15 protein-coding genes are annotated in these 15,498 nt (G+C 71.5%); 8 read left to right on the top strand and 7 right to left on the bottom strand.

The features are described 5' to 3' along the window. The first annotated feature begins 33 nt into the window (after nt 1-33). The gene (locus OG406_RS30570) at nt 34-744 is read left to right on the top strand and encodes a FadR/GntR family transcriptional regulator (protein ID WP_164374268.1); all 711 of its coding nucleotides are present in this window, start codon (nt 34-36) and stop codon (nt 742-744) included. Nucleotides 745-747: 3 nt separating this feature from the next. On the opposite strand, the gene OG406_RS30565 is transcribed toward OG406_RS30570, so the two are convergent. The 3 genes from OG406_RS30565 to fabG form a co-directional block, all read right to left on the bottom strand. Beyond that, entirely contained in the window at nt 748-1,107 is a 360-nt protein-coding gene (locus OG406_RS30565) for a hypothetical protein (protein ID WP_164374269.1), read from the bottom strand. Nucleotides 1,108-1,259: 152 nt separating this feature from the next. After that, nucleotides 1,260-2,027 (bottom strand): enoyl-ACP reductase FabI, encoded by a 768-nt coding sequence (fabI, locus tag OG406_RS30560; protein WP_164374270.1) that lies wholly within the window; start codon nt 2,025-2,027, stop codon nt 1,260-1,262. A gap of 5 nt (nt 2,028-2,032) precedes the next feature. Continuing rightward, the gene (gene fabG, locus OG406_RS30555) at nt 2,033-2,752 is read right to left on the bottom strand and encodes a 3-oxoacyl-[acyl-carrier-protein] reductase (protein ID WP_081223659.1); all 720 of its coding nucleotides are present in this window, start codon (nt 2,750-2,752) and stop codon (nt 2,033-2,035) included. A 248-nt stretch (nt 2,753-3,000) separates the two neighbouring features. On the opposite strand from fabG, the gene OG406_RS30550 reads away from it, so the two are divergent. The 3 genes from OG406_RS30550 to tyrS are packed head-to-tail and all read left to right on the top strand — an operon-like array spanning nt 3,001 to nt 7,229. Further along, entirely contained in the window at nt 3,001-4,524 is a 1,524-nt protein-coding gene (locus OG406_RS30550) for a TldD/PmbA family protein (RefSeq protein ID WP_164374271.1), read from the top strand. Next, nucleotides 4,521-5,915, top strand: a complete 1,395-nt coding sequence (locus tag OG406_RS30545; protein WP_164374272.1) for a metallopeptidase TldD-related protein — start codon at nt 4,521-4,523, stop codon at nt 5,913-5,915. Before OG406_RS30550 ends, OG406_RS30545 begins: the two co-directional genes overlap by 4 nt. A 45-nt stretch (nt 5,916-5,960) precedes the next feature. Further along, on the top strand, nt 5,961-7,229 hold the full coding sequence (gene tyrS / locus OG406_RS30540; protein WP_164374273.1) for a tyrosine--tRNA ligase: 1,269 nt from the start codon (nt 5,961-5,963) through the stop codon (nt 7,227-7,229). A gap of 85 nt (nt 7,230-7,314) precedes the next feature. On the opposite strand, the gene OG406_RS30535 is transcribed toward tyrS, so the two are convergent. Further along, nucleotides 7,315-7,596 (bottom strand): GlsB/YeaQ/YmgE family stress response membrane protein, encoded by a 282-nt coding sequence (locus OG406_RS30535; RefSeq protein ID WP_081223663.1) that lies wholly within the window; start codon nt 7,594-7,596, stop codon nt 7,315-7,317. Between the two features lie 242 nt (nt 7,597-7,838). Here OG406_RS30535 and OG406_RS30530 point away from each other — a divergent pair, with 242 nt between their 5' ends. After that, on the top strand, nt 7,839-8,225 hold the full coding sequence (locus OG406_RS30530; RefSeq protein ID WP_329191034.1) for a DUF3099 domain-containing protein: 387 nt from the start codon (nt 7,839-7,841) through the stop codon (nt 8,223-8,225). A gap of 361 nt (nt 8,226-8,586) precedes the next feature. Next, nucleotides 8,587-8,823, top strand: a complete 237-nt coding sequence (locus OG406_RS30525; protein ID WP_164374274.1) for a hypothetical protein — start codon at nt 8,587-8,589, stop codon at nt 8,821-8,823. Nucleotides 8,824-8,843: 20 nt separating this feature from the next. Here OG406_RS30525 and moaA read toward each other — a convergent pair whose 3' ends face one another. From moaA to OG406_RS30510, 3 genes are all read right to left on the bottom strand, one after another. Then, the gene (gene moaA / locus OG406_RS30520) at nt 8,844-9,833 is read right to left on the bottom strand and encodes a GTP 3',8-cyclase MoaA (protein WP_266849385.1); all 990 of its coding nucleotides are present in this window, start codon (nt 9,831-9,833) and stop codon (nt 8,844-8,846) included. A 172-nt stretch (nt 9,834-10,005) separates the two neighbouring features. After that, entirely contained in the window at nt 10,006-11,643 is a 1,638-nt protein-coding gene (locus OG406_RS30515) for a solute symporter family protein (protein WP_164374276.1), read from the bottom strand. Next, nucleotides 11,640-12,017, bottom strand: a complete 378-nt coding sequence (locus OG406_RS30510; RefSeq protein WP_266612588.1) for a DUF485 domain-containing protein — start codon at nt 12,015-12,017, stop codon at nt 11,640-11,642. Before OG406_RS30510 ends, OG406_RS30515 begins: the two co-directional genes overlap by 4 nt. A gap of 390 nt (nt 12,018-12,407) precedes the next feature. Between OG406_RS30510 and OG406_RS30505 the strand changes: the two genes are divergently transcribed. Both OG406_RS30505 and OG406_RS30500 read left to right on the top strand, forming a co-directional pair. Further along, nucleotides 12,408-13,934 (top strand): S8 family serine peptidase, encoded by a 1,527-nt coding sequence (locus OG406_RS30505; RefSeq protein ID WP_329188866.1) that lies wholly within the window; start codon nt 12,408-12,410, stop codon nt 13,932-13,934. Nucleotides 13,935-14,067: 133 nt separating this feature from the next. Further along, the gene (locus tag OG406_RS30500; RefSeq protein ID WP_329188864.1) at nt 14,068-15,480 is read left to right on the top strand and encodes a CoA transferase; all 1,413 of its coding nucleotides are present in this window, start codon (nt 14,068-14,070) and stop codon (nt 15,478-15,480) included. The last annotated feature ends 18 nt before the right edge of the window (nt 15,481-15,498 follow it).

Below are 15,498 nucleotides of genomic sequence, written 5' to 3'. Positions count from 1 at the left end.
CCGACCGCACCCGGGCCCGTACGAAGGACCGTCATGCCGTTGAGCCACCCCCGCCGTTCGGCACTGTCCGAGCAGGTCATCGCCGAGCTGCGGACCCAGATCACCTCGGGCGAGTGGCCGGTGGGCTCCCGCATCCCCACCGAGCCGGAACTCGTCGACCAGCTCGGTGTCGCCCGCAACACGGTGCGCGAGGCCGTCCGGGCGCTGGCCCACAACGGTCTGCTGGACATCCGGCAGGGCTCGGGCACCTATGTCGTGGCGACCAGTGAGCTGGCGGGTGTGATGCACCGCAGGTTCGCGGACGCCGACCCCCGGCACATCGCCGAGCTGCGGTCCACGCTGGAGTCGAGCGCCGCCGCGCTGGCGTCCGAGCGGCGCACCGAGCGCGATCTCAAGCAACTGGACGCCCTCCTCGTACGCCGGGAGGAGGCCTGGGAGTCGGGTGACACGGAGGCCTTCGTGACCGCCGACGCGACCTTCCACCTGGCCGTGGTGGCCGCGTCCCACAACGACGTCATGACGGCGATGTACGCGGACCTGGGCGAGGTGCTGCGCGACTGGCTGCGCGAGGACGTGGGCGCGGAGCTGACGCCGGAGAGTCACATGGACCACGCCCGGCTCGTCGACGCGATCCGCTCGGGCGCCCCGGAGGCCGCGGCCGAGGAGGCGGGGAGCTACGCGTTCATGTGCCGGCCGGGGCGGCTGGACGCCCAGGGGCGGGCGCTGGGGGCCGGCCGCGGCTGACCGTCAGGTGCCGTGCGTGATCCAGACGGCGCGGATCTCCTTCCAGCACCGCCCGGTCAGCCGGACGGTCAGCGCCGGCGCGACGTCGACGGGGGCACTGTCCGTGTCGACGTCCCACCAGCGGGCGCACTCGACGTGCAGCCGGACGGTGTCGGTGTCCACATAGGGGTTGTGGCAGTACGCCACGACGTGCGAGCCGGTCACGGTGGTCCGGCAGTCGGCGCCGAAGGGCTGGGCCCGCGCGGAGCGGGCGAGGCCGGTGCCGTCGTCGTCGCCCGACGTCCGGGGTATCGCGTCGGTCGGAACGGCCATCACCAGGGTGACAGCGGCGAGCGCCGGGGCAACGCGGCGGGACAGGCGCACAAGGGGACCTCCTCGGCCGTACGGCTGCGGGGCGGTGCGTCTTCCCAGACTGCGTGCCGGGGTACCCCGGGCGCCCGGCCGAGTAGGCCGAACGGGGGACGCCCCGTCCCCCGCGAGCTGCGGGAAACGGGGCGTCGGACCGGGCGTGGGTGTTACGCGCCGATGGCGTGCAGGCCGCCGTCCACGTGGATGATCTCGCCGGTGGTCTTCGGGAACCAGTCGCTCAGCAGGGCGACGACGCCCTTGCCCGCGGGCTCGGGGTCCTTGAGGTCCCACTCCAGGGGGGCGCGGGAGTCCCACACGGAGGCCAGCTCGCTGAAGCCCGGGATGGACTTGGCGGCCATCGAGCCGATGGGGCCCGCGGAGATGAGGTTGGAGCGCACGTTCTGCTTGCCCAGGTCGCGGGCGAGGTAGCGGTTGGTGGCCTCCAGGGCGGCCTTGGCCGGGCCCATCCAGTCGTACTGGGGCCACGCGTACTGCGCGTCGAAGGTGAGGCCGACGACCGAGCCGCCGCTCTGCATCAGCGGCAGGCAGGCCATGGTCAGCGACTTCAGGGAGAACGCCGAGACGTGCATGGCCGTGGCCACCGACTCGAACGGCGTGTTGAGGAAGTTGCCGCCGAGGGCGTCCTGCGGCGCGAAGCCGATGGAGTGCACGACGCCGTCGAGGCCGCCCAGCTCCTCGCTGACGAGGTCGGCGAGACGGGCGAGGTGCTCGTCGTTGGTGACGTCGAGCTCGATGACCTTCGTGGGCTTCGGGAGCTTCCTCGCGATGCGCTCGGTCAGCGTGGGCCGCGGGAACGCGGTCAGGATGATCTCGGCGCCCTGCTCCTGGGCCAGCTTGGCGGTGTGGAAGGCGATGGAGGACTCCATCAGCACACCGGTGATCAGGACGCGCTTGCCCTCGAGAATTCCGCTCATGGTGATCAGTGACCCATTCCCAGTCCGCCGTCAACCGGGATGACGGCTCCAGTGATGTACGAGGCGTCGTCCGAGGCGAGGAACCGCACCGTCGCGGCGATCTCCTCGGGCTTCGCGTAACGGCCCAGCGGCACCTGCGACACGATGTTCGCGCGCTGCTCGTCGGTGAGCGCCTGCGTCATGTCGGTGTCGACGAAGCCGGGCGCGACGACGTTGAAGGTGAGGTTGCGCGAGCCGAGTTCCCGGGCGAGCGAGCGCGCGAAGCCGACGAGGGCGGCCTTGGAGGCGGCGTAGTTCGCCTGGCCCGCGGAGCCGAGCAGTCCGACCACCGACGAGATGAGGACGACGCGGCCCTTCTTGGCCCGCAGCATGCCGCGGTTGGCGCGCTTGACGACGCGGAAGGCGCCGGTCAGGTTGGTGTCGATGACCGAGGTGAAGTCCTCCTCGGACATGCGCATCAGCAGCTGGTCCTTGGTGACGCCGGCGTTGGCGACGAGGACCTCGACCGGGCCGTGCTCGGCCTCGATCTCCTTGTAGGCCTGCTCCACCTGCTCGGTGTCGGTGATGTCGCACTTGACGGCAAGGCACCCCAGATCCATGAGGGCGGCCGGCGGCTCACCGGACCGGTATGTGATCGCGACCTTGTCGCCTGCGTCGGCGAATGCGCGGGCGATGGCGAGGCCGATGCCTCGGTTGCCTCCGGTGACGAGAACCGAGCGGCTCAACGGATCACCCTTTCGATAGCGGACGGGAACCCCTGCGTGACAGGCGCCTACCTCGAAAACCTATCGGTCCGTCCGGCCTGTCAGAGAATCGGGCACCGACAGTGGGTTCGGGTGCCCTCTGTCGGGTCCCTACAGAAAGCCGGGGAGGCCCGGCCGAAAAAGCGCCCGGTCAACCGAAAGACGTGGCCCCGGAGCCGTCCCGCGCGACATGATCGGACCCGACAGGCCACGACAGCAGGGAGACCTCGGTGCCTCATTCCATCGACGAAGCGTTCACGGCGCTGCCGCTGCGCGCCCTCGCGGACGCCGCGCTCGCGCGGGCGCGGGCGCTCGGCGCGGCGCACGCGGACTTCCGGTTCGAGCGGGTGCGCAGCGCGACCCTGCGGTTGCGCGACGCCAAGCCGGCCGGGTCGTCGGACACCACGGACCTGGGCTACGCGGTGCGCGTGGTGCACGGCGGGACCTGGGGGTTCGCGTCGGGCGTCGATCTGACGATGGACGCGGCGGCGAAGGTCGCCTCGCAGGCCGTGGCGATGGCGAAGCTGTCGGCCCAGGTGATCAAAGCGGCCGGTTCCGACGAGCGGGTCGAGCTGGCGGACGAGCCGGTGCACGCCGACCGGACGTGGATCTCCTCGTACGAGATCGATCCGTTCTCGGTGCCGGACGAGGAGAAGGCGGGGCTGCTCGCCGACTGGAGCGCGCGGCTGCTGGCGGCCGACGGCGTCAACCACGTCGACGCGTCGCTGATGTCGGTGCACGAGAACAAGTTCTACGCGGACACCGCGGGCACCGTGACCACGCAGCAGCGGGTGCGGCTGCATCCGCAGCTCACCGCGGTCGCGGTGGACGAGTCGAGCGGCGAGTTCGACTCGATGCGGACGATCGCGCCTCCGGTCGGACGCGGCTGGGAGTACCTGCGGGGCACCGGCTGGGACTGGGACGCCGAACTGGAGAGCATCCCCGCGCTGCTCGCCGAGAAGATGCGCGCGCCGAGCGTCGAGGCGGGGGTGTACGACCTGGTCGTCGACCCGTCCAACCTGTGGCTGACGATCCACGAGTCCATCGGGCACGCCACCGAGCTGGACCGTGCGCTCGGCTACGAGGCGGCGTACGCGGGAACGTCGTTCGCCACCTTCGACCAGCTCGGCAAGCTGCGGTACGGCTCGGAGCTGATGAACGTCACCGGTGACCGCACCGCCGAGCACGGCCTCGCGACCGTCGGGTACGACGACGAGGGGGTCGCCGGCCAGTCCTGGGACCTCGTCAAGGACGGCACGCTCGTCGGGTACCAGCTGGACCGGCGCATCGCGAAGCTGACCGGCTTCGACCGCTCCAACGGCTGCGCCTACGCCGACTCCCCCGGGCACGTGCCGGTGCAGCGCATGGCGAACGTGTCGCTCCAACCGGACCCGGGCGGCCTGTCGACGGAGGACCTGATCGGGGGTGTCGACCGCGGTATCTACGTCGTGGGCGACCGCTCCTGGTCCATCGACATGCAGCGCTACAACTTCCAGTTCACCGGGCAGCGCTTCTTCCGGATCGAGAACGGCCGGATCGCGGGTCAGCTCCGTGATGTCGCGTACCAGGCCACGACCACCGACTTCTGGGGTTCGATGGCGGCGGTGGGCGGTCCGCAGACCTACGTCCTGGGTGGTGCCTTCAACTGCGGCAAGGCCCAGCCGGGCCAGGTCGCCGCGGTCTCGCACGGCTGCCCCTCCGCCCTCTTCAAGGGCGTCAACATTCTGAACACGACGCAGGAGGCCGGTCGATGAGCGCCCGTACCAACAAGCCGCACGAGGTCGTCGAGCGCGCCCTCGAACTGTCCCGGGCCGACGGCTGTGTGGTGATCGCCGACGAGGAGTCCTCCGCCAACCTGCGCTGGGCGGGCAACGCCCTGACCACCAACGGGGTCACCCGCGGGCGCACGCTCACCGTGATCGCCACGGTCGACGGCCGCGAGGGCACCGCCTCGGGTGTCGTCTCGCGTTCGGCGGTGACCGCCGACGAGCTGGAGCCGCTGGTGCGGGCGGCCGAGGCGGCGGCACGGGGTGCCGGTCCCGCCGAGGACGGCCGGCCGCTCGTGACGGGCGTGGCCGAGTCCCCCGACTTCGCGGACGCGCCGGCCGAGACCTCGTCCGCGGTGTTCGCCGACTTCGCGCCGGCGCTGGGCGAGTCGTTCGCCCGCGCGCGGGCGGGCGGCCGGGAGCTGTACGGCTTCGCCAACCACGAGCTCGTCACCAGCTACGTCGGTACGTCGACCGGGCTGCGGCTGCGGCACGACCAGCCGAACGGGACGCTGGAGCTGAACGCCAAGTCCCCGGACCGGACGCGTTCGGCGTGGGCGGGGCGCTCGACGCGGGACTTCAAGGACGTCGATCCGGCCGCGCTCGACGCGGAGCTGGCGGTGCGGCTCGGCTGGGCGGAGCGGCATGTCGACCTGCCCGCCGGGCGCTACGAGACGCTGCTGCCGCCGACCGCCGTCGCGGACCTGATGATCTACCAGATGTGGTCGGCGGCCGCCCGGGACGCCGCCGAGGGCCGGACGGTGTTCAGCAAGCCGGGCGGCGGCACCCGCATCGGCGAGCGGCTCACCGAGCTGCCGCTGACGCTGCGCAGCGACCCGAACGAGCCGGGCCTGGAGTCCGCGCCGTTCGTACTGGCGCACTCCTCGGGCGACGACGCCTCCGTGTTCGACAACGGGCTGCCGCTGACGGCGACCGACTGGATCCGGGAGGGCGAGTTGCGGCACCTGTCCACCACCCGGCACAGCGCGGAGCTGACCGGGCTGCCGGTGACGCCGTCGATCGGGAACCTCGTCCTGGACGGCGGCGAGGACCGGTCGCTGGAGGACATGGTCGCCGCCACCGAGCGCGGTCTGCTGCTCACCTGCCTCTGGTACATCCGTGAGGTCGACCCGGCGACGCTGCTGCTGACCGGGCTCACCCGGGACGGCGTCTACCTGGTCGAGAAGGGCCAGGTCGTCGGCGCGGTGAACAACTTCCGCTTCAACGAGTCGCCGGTGGGCCTGCTCGGCCGGGCCACCGAGGCGGGGCGGACGGAGAAGACGCTGCCGCGTGAATGGAGCGACTGGTTCACCCGGGCTGCGATGCCCGCGCTGCGGGTGCCGGACTTCAATATGAGTTCCGTCAGCCAGGGCGTATAACCTCGTACCTGATCCACGAGACCACCCCAAGGAGATACGAGAATCGTGACGGACATCGTCGACGAGCTGAAGTGGCGGGGGCTGTTCTCCCTGTCCACCGACGAAGATGCTTTGCGCAAGGCGCTCGCGGACGGTCCCGTCACGTTCTATTGCGGCTTCGACCCGACCGCGGCGAGCCTGCACGTCGGCCACCTGGTGCAGGTGCTCACGATGCGCCGGCTCCAGCAGGCGGGCCTGCGCCCCCTCGCGCTGGTCGGCGGGGCGACGGGGCAGATCGGTGACCCGCGGCCGACGGCGGAGCGCACGCTGAACGACCCGGAGACGGTCGCGAACTGGGTGACGCGCCTGCGCTCGCAGATCGAGCCGTTCCTGTCCTTCGAGGGCGAGAACGCCGCGGTCATGGTGAACAACCTGGACTGGACGGCCGGTCTGTCGGCCATCGAGTTCCTGCGGGACATCGGCAAGCACTTCCGCGTCAACAAGATGCTCACCAAGGACTCGGTCGCCCGCCGGCTGGAGTCCGAGGAGGGCATCAGCTACACGGAGTTCAGCTACCAGCTGCTCCAGGGCATGGACTTCCTCGAGCTGTACCGCCGGTACGGCTGCACGCTCCAGCAGGGCGGCAGCGACCAGTGGGGCAACCTCACGGCGGGCCTGGACCTGATCCACCGGCTGGAGCCGGGGGCCCATGTGCACGCGCTGGCGACGCCGCTGATGACGAAGGCGGACGGCACCAAGTTCGGCAAGACCGAGGGCGGCGCCATCTGGCTCGACCCCGAGATGACGACGCCGTACGCCTTCTACCAGTTCTGGCTGAACGTGGACGACCGGGACGTCTCGACGTACCTGCGCATCCTGTCCTTCCGGTCCCGCGAGGAGCTGGAGGAGCTGGAGCGGCAGACGGAGGAGCGGCCGCAGGCGCGGGCCGCGCAGCGTGCGCTGGCCGAGGAGCTGACGACGCTGGTGCACGGCGCCGACCAGACGGCCGCCGTGATCGCCGCGTCGAAGGCGCTCTTCGGACAGGGCGAGCTGGCCGGGCTCGACGAGCGGACGCTGAGCGCGGCCCTCTCGGAGGTGCCGCACATCCGGGTCGCCGAGCCGGGTCTCGTCGTGGACCTCTTCGCCGAGGTCGGTCTGGTGGCCAGTAAGTCGGCCGCCCGCCGCACGGTGAAGGAGGGCGGCGCCTACGTGAACAACGTGAAGGTCGCCGCCGAGGACGCGGTCCCCGCCGTGGAGGACCTGCTGCACGGACGGTGGCTGGTGCTGCGCCGGGGCAAGAAGAGCCTGGCCGCGGTCGAGGTCACCGGCGCCTGAGGCACCGGCCCCGCGCGATGTGACGTACGACGACGAAGGGGCGGCCCCCGACCGGGGCCGCCCCTTCGCGTTCACCGGGCGGGTTTCACCGGGTCGTGTTCACCTTGTTGCCCCGCACCGCCATGTAGAGCATGTCGCCGAGGAAGACGATGACGATCGCGGCGGCGAGCTGGAGCGCGTGGCGGCCCCAGTCGATGCCGCGGGTCTCGGCGATGCCGATGCCCCGCGCGATGGCGTTGCCGACGATGGCGCCGAGGATGCCGAAGATCGTGGTCAGCCAGAGCGGGCTGTGCTGCTTGCCCGGAATGATCGCCTTGGCGATCAGGCCCAGCACGAACCCGACGATGATCGCCCACAACCAGCCCATGTCTGCCTCCTAGTACGGCTCTCCGTGAGCAGTACCGCCAGTGTCGTGGTGGCGGTCATACGTCGCATGTCGGGCGGAGCCATACGCGGTACGGCGCATCCGATCCACCCGTCACGGACCTGCCCCGGTCTCGAAGGCGGCGCAGCCGCGGCGTACCGTGGGAACGGTCCGGGCCCGCTCTCGACGGGTTCGTACCGGGTACGGGCCGGGGAGCGTCCGAGACAGACGGGTGGTGGAGTGTGATCAGGAAGCAGAGCGAGGTCCAGGTCTTCCGGATCACCGGAGCACGGCAGGGACTGGACGAGGACGTCCGCGGCCGGCAGCGCCGCTACATCATCTCCATGTCCGTCCGTACGGTCGCGGTGATCCTCGGGGCGGCCCTGTGGAACGTCGAACGACACGTGGCGATCGCCGCACTGGTGCTCGGCATCCTCCTCCCCTACGTGGCCGTCGTCATCGCCAACGCGGGCCGCGAGAACGCCCCGGGACTCCCCTCGACGTTCGTCGCCGCGCCCTCCCGGCCGATGATCACGCCGCCGCGCCAGGAGGGTCCCGCGGCACCGTTCCCGGACGACGTCGCCGCCGATCCGGGGATGCCGCTGCGGCCCGATCCGCACGATCCGAGCTGACGCCCGGCGGGTCCGCGGGAGCGCCGGAGCCGTCTCCGGAACGCTTCCCAAGAGGCCCGGTCACGCGCCCGGAAAGGGCCCCGGAGGCCGCTCCGAAAACGGAATCCGGCCACGCGCCAAGCTCAAGAAAACCTCAGATCAATCATGTTGTTCAGGTGCCGGGCGGCGGGTCGGCCGTGACATACTTCGTACGCGCTCCGCATCCCCCGTCGGAGCGACGGACCGACGCCGGGCAGCTCCCCCCGTGGCTGCTCGGCGTCGCCTTTGCGGGGGTTCCGCAGGCCCCGTCGAGGACCTCCTCCGGGGACGCCGGCCGACCGCGCGGGACGCGTGAAGTGAGGCCTCGGCTAGGGTCGGCAGGGTGATCCTGAACGTGCCCGGCTCCGACCCCGCCTCCCCCGTCTGCTCGGCCAAGGCCTGCCGCGCGGACGCCGTGTGGGTGCTCGCGTGGAACAACCCGAAGCTGCACACGCCCGAGCGCCGCAAGACGTGGCTCGCGTGCGACGAACACCGCGAGCACCTGTCCGAGTTCCTCGGCATCCGTGGGTTCCTGAAGGACGTGGTGCGGCTGGAGGAGTGGGAGTCCCCGGAGGCCTGACCGGGCGCCCCGCGGGAGCGTCAGCCGCCGATCGCCGACATCGGACGGTCGGGCTGCACGAACGACGGGTCGTCCAGGCCCGCTCCCGCCTTCTTGCCCCACATGGCGACCCGCCAGATCCGGGCGATCTCCTCGTCGGGGGCGTCCGAGCGAAGCGCCGCCCGCAGGTCGGTCTCCTCGGTGGCGAAGAGGCAGGTGCGGACCTGTCCGTCGGCGGTGAGACGCGTACGGTCGCAGGCCGCGCAGAAGGGGCGGGTCACCGAGGCGATGACCCCGACCCGGTGCGGGCCGCCGTCGACGGTCCAGCGTTCGGCGGGTGCGGAACCCCGCTCGCCGTCGCCCTCGTCGGTGAGCTCGAAGCGGGTGCGCAGCGAGGCGAGGATGTCGCCCGCGGTGACCATGCCGTCGCGCTTCCAGCCGTGCTGGGCGTCCAGCGGCATCTGCTCGATGAAGCGGAGTTCGTAGTCGTGGGCGACGGCCCAGGCGAGGAGGTCCGGGGCCTCGTCGGCGTTCAGGCCGGGCATCAGGACCGAGTTGATCTTCACCGGGGTCAGGCCGGCGGTGTGGGCGGCCTCGAGTCCCTCGATGACGTCCTTGTGCCGGTCGCGCCGGGTGAGGGTCTTGAAGACGTCGGGCCGGAGGGTGTCCAGCGATACGTTCACCCGGTCCAGGCCCGCGGCCTTCAGGGCCGCGGCGGTGCGCTTGAGGCCGATGCCGTTGGTCGTCAGTGACATCTGGGGGCGCGGGGCGAGGGCCGCGACGCGCTCGACGATGCCGACGAGGCCGGGGCGCAGCAGCGGCTCACCGCCGGTGAAGCGGACCTCCTCGATACCGAGGTGGGTGACCGCGATGTCGATCAGCCGGACGATCTCGTCGTCCGTGAGCAGATCGGGCTTGGCGAGCCACTGCAGGCCCTCTTCGGGCATGCAGTAGGTGCAGCGGAGGTTGCACCGGTCTGTCAGGGAAACCCGCAGGTCGGTGGCTACTCGGCCGAAGGTGTCGATGAGCACGTGGGCCCCCTCCCTCGATGCTGATCACGATTTCCGGTCATCTGCGAGCCTACGTGACGCGGCCGACAAGGACAGCGGCCCGATCCCACGAGACGCGGCGCGGGCCCGTCGTAGGGACCTACTAGTGGTGATCCACCAGCGGCCTACGACGGGCCCGCGCGATGCCGGTGCCTCAGTGCGCTCCGGTGCCCGTCAGGGAGCGGACCTCCAGCTCGGCGTACTTGCCGGCGTCGGGCTCCTCCTTCGACAGCAGGGTGCCGAGCCAGCCCAGCAGGAAGCCGACCGGGATCGAGATGAGGCCCGGATTCTCCAGCGGGAACCAGTGGAAGTCGACGTCCGGGAACATCGACGTGGGCTTGCCCGAGACCACCGGGGAGAACAGGACGAGGCCGACCGCGGTGGCCAGACCGCCGTAGATCGACCAGAGCGCGCCCTGGGTGGTGAACCTCTTCCAGAACAGGCTGTAGAGGATCGTGGGCAGGTTGGCCGAGGCGGCGACCGCGAAGGCGAGGGCGACCAGGCCTGCGACGTTGAGGTCGCGGGCGAGGGCGCCGAGGAGGATCGAGACGGCGCCGATGCCGACGGTGGCGTAGCGGGCGGCCCGCATCTCCTGCTTCTCCGTGGCCTGGCCCCGCTTGATGACGTTCGCGTAGATGTCGTGCGCGAACGACGAGGACGAGGCCAGGGTCAGTCCCGCGACGACCGCGAGGATGGTGGCGAAGGCGACGGCGGAGATGGTGGCGAGGAGGATCGCGCCCCAGCTGGAGTCGACGCCGCCCAGATGCAGGGCGAGCAGGGGTGCCGCCGTGTTGCCCGCCTTGTTGGAGGCGATGATCTCGTCCGGTTTGATCAGCGCGGCGGCGCCGAAGCCGAGGGCGAGGGTCATCAGGTAGAAGGCGCCGATGAGGCCGATGGCCCAGTTGACGGACTTCCGGGCGGTCTTGGCGGTGGGCACGGTGTAGAAGCGGATCAGGATGTGCGGGAGGCCCGCGGTGCCGAGGACGAGCGCCATGCCGAGCGAGATGAAGTCCAGCTTGGTGGTGGAGGTGGCGCCGTACTTGAGGCCGGGCTCCAGGAACGGCGATCCCTTGCCGCTGTTCTCGGCCGCCTTGCCGAGCAGGTCGGAGATGTTGAAGTTGAACTTCAGCAGCACCAGGAAGGTGAGCAGCAGGGCGCCGACGATCAGCAGGACGGCCTTGACCATCTGGACCCAGGTGGTGCCCTTCATGCCGCCGATGGTGACGTACACGATCATCAGGACGCCGACGAGGGCGACGATGCCGATCTTGCCGGCGTCGCTGGTGATGCCGAGGAGCAGCGAGACGAGGACGCCGGCGCCGGCCATCTGGGCCAGCAGGTAGAAGATCGACACGACGATGGTGGAGGTGCCCGCGGCGGTGCGGACCGGGCGCTGGCGCAGGCGGTAGGCGAGGACGTCGCCCATCGTGTACCGGCCGGAGTTGCGCAGCGGCTCGGCGACCAGGAGCAGGGCGACCAGCCAGGCGACCAGGAAGCCGATGGAGTAGAGGAAGCCGTCGTAGCCGAAGAGGGCGATGGCGCCGGCGATGCCGAGGAAGGACGCGGCGGACATGTAGTCGCCGGAGACGGCGAGGCCGTTCTGGAAGCCGGTGAACTGGCGGCCGCCCGCGTAGAAGTCGGCGGCGTCCTTGGTCTGGCGGCCCGCCCAGACGGTGATGACGAGGGTCGCGGCGACGAACACCGCGAACAGGGTGATGATCAGCGGCCGGTGCTCACTGGCCTCGCCGGCGGCCAGCACCGTCGTGTGCACGCTGGTCTGTACGGAGCTCATGCGCCGCCCTCCATCCGGGACTTGATGGCGTCGGCCTTGGGGTCGAGCTGCGCGGCCGCGTGCCGCGAGTACCACCAGGCGATGAGGAACGTGGTGAGGAACTGGCCGAGGCCGAGCACCAGGGCGACGTTGACGTTGCCGAACAGCTTGGTGCCCATGAAGTCGCCCGCGTAGTTCGAGAGCAGGACGTACAGCAGGTACCAGAGGATGAAGCCGATGGTCAGCGGGAAGGCGAACGAGCGGTGGGATCGGCGCAGTTCACCGAACTCGGCGCTCTGCTGGACCTCGATGAACTCCTCGGTGGAGGGCAGGGGGGCGCCGGTCCTCGCGGGCGGAGGGGCGTCGTTCGCGGGTGGCGGTGCGTCGGTGGCCACGGTGTCTCCTCGCGTTGCGGGTGCGGTTGCGACGGTGGGCGGGGGCGAGCCGGTGCTCGCGGACGGGGACGGTTCGGGTACGGACATGCGGCTGACCTCACAGTGACGTGGATCACGTGACGGGGTGCGAGACGGCGGCTCCGTTCCGTGATCCAGGGGGGGCCTCGATCGTCCACGGGCTCCCTGCCCAAGGTCACGGCGCCACGCGTGGACCGGTTCAACTCCCCCGCGTTCTTTCGGAAGTCGCCTTCCCGCGGAAGTCGTCGCCGGAAGTCATTGCTGGCCCGGGCGCCGGGAGGATAGCTTCGGCCTGCGCCATTTCCGTCATGTACCTGCCCGGGCACCACCTGTGTTCGGGCAGCTCCGTTTTCCGGATGATGTGGAGATCCCATGGCTCATCTGCGTTCCAGACGCCGTCTCGCCCTCGCCGTGCCGGTCGTTCTGTCGCTCACCGCTTCGCTGGGCTTCCTGCCGGGTGTCGCGTCCGCCGCTCCCGCCCTCGCGCCCGCCGCGACGACGGCGGACGGACCGAACCTCTCCTACGTGGTCAACACGCGGGCGGACCACCGCACCATCGCGTCGGTGAAGCAGGCGATCACCGCGGCCGGCGGCAGCGTCGTCATCGCGTACGAGCAGATCGGTGTGATCGTCGTCCACTCCGCCGACCCGGACTTCGGGCAGCGGATCCGGGCGGCGCGCGGAGTGCAGTCGGCCGGTGCCACCCGCACCTCGGCCCTGACGCCCGCGGGGACGACGGACGAGGGCGCGGCACAGGTGCTGTCGGCCGCCGAGGCCGCCAAGGTCGCGAAGACGGCCGCGCCGGGCGAGGAGCCCCTGGAGGCCGACCAGTGGGATCTGCGCGCGATAGGCGCCGACAAGGCGGCCGCGGTCAATCCGGGCAGCAAGAAGGTGACCGTCGCGGTGATCGACGTCGGCGTCGACGACACGCACCCGGACATCGCGCCGAACTTCTCCGCCTCGCAGTCCGCGAACTGTGTGGGCGGCAAGCCCGACACGACGTACGGCTCCTGGCGTCCGGTGGACGCGGACCACTACCACGGCACGCATGTCGCCGGTGAGATCGCGGCGGCCCGCAACGGCGTCGGTGTCGCCGGTGTCGCGCCCGGCGTGAAGGTCTCCGGCATCACCGTGGCCCAGCCGGACTCGACGCAGCTGTTCTACCCGGAGAGCGTCGTCTGCGCCTTCGTGTTCGCCGCCGACCACGGCGTCGAGATCACCAACAACAGCTACTACGTGGACCCGTGGCTGTACAACTGCGTCGACGACCCCGACCAGAAGGCGATCGTCGACGCGGTCAACCGGGCCCAGCTGTACGCCCAGCACAAGGGCACGCTGAACGTCGCCGCGGCGGGCAACTCCAACGACGACCTCGACTCGGACGCGCTGACCGACGCCTCCAGCCCGGACGACTCGACGCCGACGACGCGGACGGTCGACCCGCACAAGTGTTATGACATCCCCACCCAGTTGCCGGGTGTCGTCACGGTCGCCTCGACCGGCGTCAAGGGCGCCAAGTCGTACTTCTCCAGCTACGGCGAGGGCGTCATCGACGTCGCGGCGCCGGGCGGCGACCGGTACCAGATCCCGGACACCCCGTCGCAGAACGGCCGCATCCTCTCGACGCTGCCGAACAACACGTACGGCTACCTCCAGGGCACCTCGATGGCGACGCCGCACGTCGCCGGTGTGGCCGCGCTGCTCAAGTCCAAGTACCCCTGGGCGACGCCCGCCCAGCTGCAGCTCCTGCTCAAGGCCCAGGCGGACAACCCGGGTTGCCCGGCCGAGCCGTACGACGGGAACGGTGACGGTGTCGTCGACGCGACCTGCGTGGGCGGCAAGCACGTGAACGGCTTCTACGGATTCGGGATCGTGAACGCCCTGCGGGCGGTCAAGTAGCCTCCGCCGACGCCTCCGTGGCCCCGGCCGCCGCCCTGCGCGGTGGCCGGGGCCACGTCACGTCGCCCGGCACCCGGCACCCGGCGGGGGGCCGCTACGCATGTTGATCCGATCCACGCCGCATAGTGCCCGTATGACGCAATCACCGATGGCCGCCGTGTGGCGGGAGCTGGGCGGGGACCCCACGCTGCTCGCCGGAGTCTCGACCGTGGTGCGGGCGGGGGCGCTGGAGGCCCGGCTGCCCGTACGGGAGACGGCGCGGGCCTGTGTGGGCGGATGCGCGCTGGCCGCCGCCGAGTTGGCGGCCGAGCGGACCGGACGCGCCCGGGTCCCGCGCGTGACGGTGGACGACGGCGCCGTCTCCACGGCGTTCGTCAGCGAACGCCATCTGCGCGTCGACGGCCGGGCACCGGTCTCGTTCGCGCCGCTGTCGCGCTTCTGGCGGACGGCGGACGGGTGGGTGCGCACGCACGCGAACTATCCCCATCACCGGACACGACTGACGTCGGCACTGGGTCTGGCGGACGACGCGACGCCCGAGGACGTGGCCGCGGTGCTCGCGGAGCGCCCCGCGCGGGAGGTCGAGGAGACGGTGTACGCGGCCGGTGGCCTCGCCGTCGCCCTGCGCACCCCGGAGGAGTGGGCCGCCCACGCACAGGGGCGCGCGGTGGCGGCCCGGCCGCTGATCGAGCGCGGCCTGCTGGACTCCGCGCCCGCGCGCGCCCTCGCCCCGCCCGGCGGCGCCGGGCCGCTGCTGCCCGCCGCCGGGGTACGGGTGCTCGACCTGACCCGGGTCATCGCGGGCCCGGTCGCCACCCGCACCCTCGCGCTGCTGGGTGCCGACGTGCTGCGGGTGGACGCGCCGCACCTGCCCGAGGCGGCCGACGCCCACGCCGACACCGGCTTCGGGAAACGCTCGACGACCCTGGACCTGGCCACCGACCGGCGTCAGTTCCAGGAGCTGCTCGCGACGGCCGACGTCGTCGTGACCGGATACCGGCCGGGCGCCCTCGACCGGTTCGGGCTCACCCCCGAGGCGCTGGCCGAGCGTCGGCCCGGCCTGGTCGTGGCCCAGTTGTCGGCGTGGGGCGCGTACGGGCCCTGGTCCGGGCGACGGGGTTTCGACAGCCTGGTGCAGGTGGCGACCGGGATCGCCGTCACGGAGGGGTCGGCCGAGCAGCCCGGCGCCCTGCCCGCGCAGGCGCTCGACCACGGCACCGGGTACCTGCTGGCGGCGGCCGTGCTCCGCGCCCTGACCGAGCGGTCCGGAGACGGCCGGGGCCGTCTCGTACGCCTGGCGCTGGCCCGGACGGCGGCGTGGCTGACGGACGGCGTCGCCCGAGACCCCGGCGACTCCGCCGGCCTCGGGACGGAGAACGCCGCCACGGGTCTCCCGTACGAGGTGCCGGACACCTGGCTCACCGACCGCGACGGCCCCGCCGGCCACCTGCGGTACGCCCTCCCCCCGGTCGCCTTCGCCGGCGGCCCCACCGACTGGGCCCGTCCGCCGGGCACTTGGGGAGCGGACGCGCCGCGCTGGCTGTGACGGACGGTTTGCCCGGCG

The organism is Streptomyces sp. NBC_01428, assembly GCF_036231965.1.
Classification (GTDB): domain Bacteria; phylum Actinomycetota; class Actinomycetes; order Streptomycetales; family Streptomycetaceae; genus Streptomyces.
Note: the sequence above shows the minus strand (reverse complement) of the source record. Positions and strands in the feature narration are given on the sequence as shown.